Genomic DNA, 3476 nt, shown 5'->3' with positions numbered 1-3476 from the left:
GGTGGGGCTCCGCCCCACACCCCGCTCCTCGAACGCCGGAGGGGCTCAATTCGCTCGCCCGGGCCCAGGTACCGCAGCCTGTCCGGCGCTTCGGAGGCACCCCGTCCCGGACATGCCTAGCGCCCCCCGATCGCCCGCTCACCCGCCGACCGCATCGCGGCGAGCGGCGCGGGGGTGCGCCCGGTCATCCGCTCGACCTGGAGCACCGCCTGGTGGACCAGCAGGTCCAGACCACTGACGACGGCTCCGGCCCGCGCGGACCAGGCCGCCGCGAGTTCGGTGGGCCAGGGGTCGTACAGGACGTCGAAGAGGGTGCCGGGCCGTTCGGGGACCGAGGTCGCGAGCCGGTCGGTGGCGCCCGCCGGTGTGGTGGCGACGACGAGCGGTGCGCGCAGCGCATCGGCGGCGTCGGCCCAGTCGGCTATCCGCACCTCCACGTCCAGCCGCTCTCCCCAGCCGCGCATCTGGGCCGCCCGGTCCGGGCCGCGGACATACGCGGTGACGGGCCCGGCGCAGATGCGGGCGAGCGCGGCGAGCGCGGAGGACGCCGTCGCGCCCGCGCCCAGGACGGCCGCCGACTCGACCTTGTCGACACCGCGCTCCCGCAGGGCGGCGAGCATGCCCGGAACGTCGGTGTTGTCGCCGAGTCGCCGCCCGTCCTCGGTGAACAGCACGGTGTTCACGGCCTCCACCGAGGCGGCCGTGTCGCTGATCGAGTCGAGGAGCGGAAGGATCGCCCGCTTCAGCGGCATGGTCAGCGACAGTCCGGCCCAGGAGTCGTCGAGCCGCTCCAGGAAACCGGGCAGCGCCGCCTCGTCCACCTCGTACCGGTCGTACGACCAGTCGTGGAGGCCCAGCTCGGCGTAGGCGGCGCGGTGCAGGACCGGGGAGAGGGAGTGGGCGATCGGCGATCCGAGAACCGCCGCGCGCCGTCTGCTGGTGCTCACTGTCCGGACTTCTCCTGCTGTTCCTCGTACTTCCTGCGGTTCCGCTCGTGCTCGTCGTTCGTCTCGGCGAAGATCGTCTCGTCCTCGGTGACCGAGACGAAGTAGTACCAGGGACCGGGCGCCGGCTTGAGCGCGGAGTTGAAGGCGCTCATCCCGGGGTTGCCGATCGGGCCCGGCGGAAGGCCCTTGACGAGGTAGGTGTTGTACGGGTGCTTGATCTTCCGCAGTTTGTCGACGGAACCGATGTCGAGCCGGCTCTGGCCCTTGATGTAGTTGACGGTGGAGTCGAACTCCAGCCGTCCGACGGTCTCGGTGTTGCCCGGCTGGAGCCGGTTGTAGACGACCCGGGCGACCTTCTCGAAGTCCTCGCGGTGCTTGCCCTCGGCCTGGACGAGGCTGGCGACGGTGAGCAGTTCCAGCGGTGACTTCAGCCCCAGCCTCTCGGCCTCGGCCTTGAGGTCCTGCTGGCCGTACGCCTTGTTCGCCTCGGCGACCATCTTGGCGAGGATCGCCTCGGGCTTCATCCCCTTGGCGAGCGGATAGGTCGCCGGGAAGAGGAAGCCCTCCAGCGGGTCCTTGATGTCCCGGCCGCCCTTGGCCCAGGCGGGGAGACCCAGCGAGCCGGCCTTGTCCTTCGCGACGGCCGCGGTGGTGCCCTTCTTGATGGCGAGCCGCTTGTCGATCTCGGCGTAGACCTGGAAGTTGCGCTTGCCCGGGGTGACGATGAGGTTGTTGCGGCTCTTCGGGTCGAGCATCGTCAGCACGGCGTTCTTCCCCGACATGCCCTTCGGCAGGATGTAGACGCCTTCTTCGATGAGCTTGCCCTTGGCAGCGGAGACGAACGCGCCGGAACTCTTGACGACACCCTTCTTCTTCAGGATGTTGCCGATCTCCATCAGGCCCGCGCCCTGGGGCACCTCGACCTGGGTCGAGCCGCTGCCCGCCCCGGTGAAGTCCTCGGGCGGGCCGAATCTGCCCTCCCAGAACTGATAGCCGAAGTAGCCGGCACCGCCGAGCCCGCCGACGAGGACCAGGGAGACGACCAGACAGGCGCAGCCGTTGCGGCCCTTCTTCTTGCCCTTGCCCCGGCGCTCGTTGCCGGGGCCCCGGCGGCGGGTCTCGCCCGGGTCGTCGTCGTACGCGCCGTCGTCGTCCTCACCCCTGCCACCGCCGGCACCGGTGAAGAAGGGGTGCTTCTCCTCCTCCGGGGCCTCGGCCTCCCATTCGGTGGCCGAGGGCTCCGGCTCGGGTCTGCGGCGCGAGGGGGGCTCGGGCGGGGGGTAGGCGTCCGGTGTGGCGTAGTAGTCGGCGATGGGCTGCCGGCCGGTGTAGGCGGGGGCCGGGCCGCCGTATCCGTCGGCCGGGTTCCCGCCGTACGGCACCGCCGCCTGCCCGCCCGGGTCCCAGGCGCCCTCGTACTGCTGTGCGACCCCCTGGTCGTACTGCGGTACGGCCTGCGGGCCGGTCCCCTGGTCGTACTGCGGCGCGATCTGCTGCCCGGTTGCCGCGTCGTACTGCGGCACGGCCCCGGATCCCGCGTCGTACTGCGGCACGGCCCCGGATCCCGCGCCGTACTGCGGCACGGCCCCGGATCCCGCGCCGTACTGCGGCACGGCCCCGGATCCCGCGCCGTACTGCGGCACGGCCCCGGTCCCCGCCTCGTACTGCGGCACGGCCTGCTGCCCGGTCCCCTGGTCGTACTGCCGCCCGTCGTGGCCGCCGTCGAACTGGCCGCCGCCGTAGGGCTGTTGGCCGTACTGCTGCTGATAGCCCTGAGTGGTGTAGTCCTGCGGCTGCTGCGGGTACGGCTGCTCCGGCCGGCCGTACGGGACATGGCCGGATTCGGCCTGCTGCGCATACTGTCCCTGATCGCCCTGATCGCCGTACAAAGGGTCATCGGGATGCCACGGTTCGGAGCCGGGGCCCCGGCCATAATCAGTCATCGATCCCCTAGGGCCGCGAGACGGGGGCTGGACTGTTCCGCCTCTTTACTGTGCGGCAGCTGTTCGAACACCGCCGCATCGCGCGGAACGTTACCGTATCGCGATCAGACAACCACTTCGACGCCCTCACCGGGGGGTAGCCCTGACGCCCGTTCGGACTCCAGAGCGTTCTGAAGGATGACCACAGCGGCAGCCTGGTCGATGACAGAGCGACCCTTTTTGGACTTCACTCCGGAGGCACGCAGGCTCTGGCCGGCCGTCACTGTGGTCATCCTCTCGTCGACCAGCCGGACGGGGCATGGCGCGATATCTGCGGCCAGCTTCTGTGCGAACGCCCGCACCTTGGCCGCCGCCGGACCCTCCCCGCCGCTGAGCGAGCGGGGCAGGCCGACCACGACCTCGATCGGTTCGTACTCCTCGACGAGCTGCCCGAGCCGCCGGTGGGCGGCCGGGACATCGCGTCCCGGCACGGTCTCCACCGGGGTGGCGAGGACCCCGTCGGGGTCGCAGGAGGCGACCCCGATCCGGGCGTCTCCGACGTCGATCGCGAGACGGCGGCCCCGGCGCATCACGCGATCTCTGACAC

At 71.1% G+C, this 3476-nt stretch carries 3 protein-coding genes; all 3 read right to left on the bottom strand.

Going from position 1 to position 3476, the window contains the following annotated elements; genetic code table 11:
- Positions 1-116: 116 nt before the first annotated feature.
- The 3 genes from ACWF94_RS36640 to ruvX all read right to left on the bottom strand — a co-directional run bounded on the left by ACWF94_RS36640 (position 117) and on the right by ruvX (position 3459).
- Positions 117-947 carry a shikimate dehydrogenase gene (locus ACWF94_RS36640; protein WP_453498926.1) on the bottom strand — a complete coding sequence of 277 codons (831 nt, stop codon included), beginning with the start codon at positions 945-947 and terminating at the stop codon, positions 117-119.
- Complete coding sequence (gene mltG, locus ACWF94_RS36635) at positions 944-2836, bottom strand: endolytic transglycosylase MltG (RefSeq protein WP_453498924.1); 1893 nt, start codon at positions 2834-2836, stop codon at positions 944-946. The genes ACWF94_RS36640 and mltG overlap by 4 nt, the downstream gene beginning before the upstream one ends.
- A 158-nt stretch (positions 2837-2994) precedes the next feature.
- Positions 2995-3459 carry a Holliday junction resolvase RuvX gene (gene ruvX / locus ACWF94_RS36630; protein ID WP_453498928.1) on the bottom strand — a complete coding sequence of 155 codons (465 nt, stop codon included), beginning with the start codon at positions 3457-3459 and terminating at the stop codon, positions 2995-2997.
- Between the last annotated feature and the right edge of the window lie 17 nt (positions 3460-3476).

Source organism: Streptomyces sp. NPDC055078, from assembly GCF_053607985.1.
Note: the sequence above shows the minus strand (reverse complement) of the source record. Positions and strands in the feature narration are given on the sequence as shown.

Bases quoted from the DNA above. Each gene is read 5' to 3' on its own strand.
- ruvX (WP_453498928.1), bottom strand. From the start codon at position 3,459: ATGCGCCGGGGCCGCCGTCTCGCGATCGACGTCGGAGACGCCCGGATC.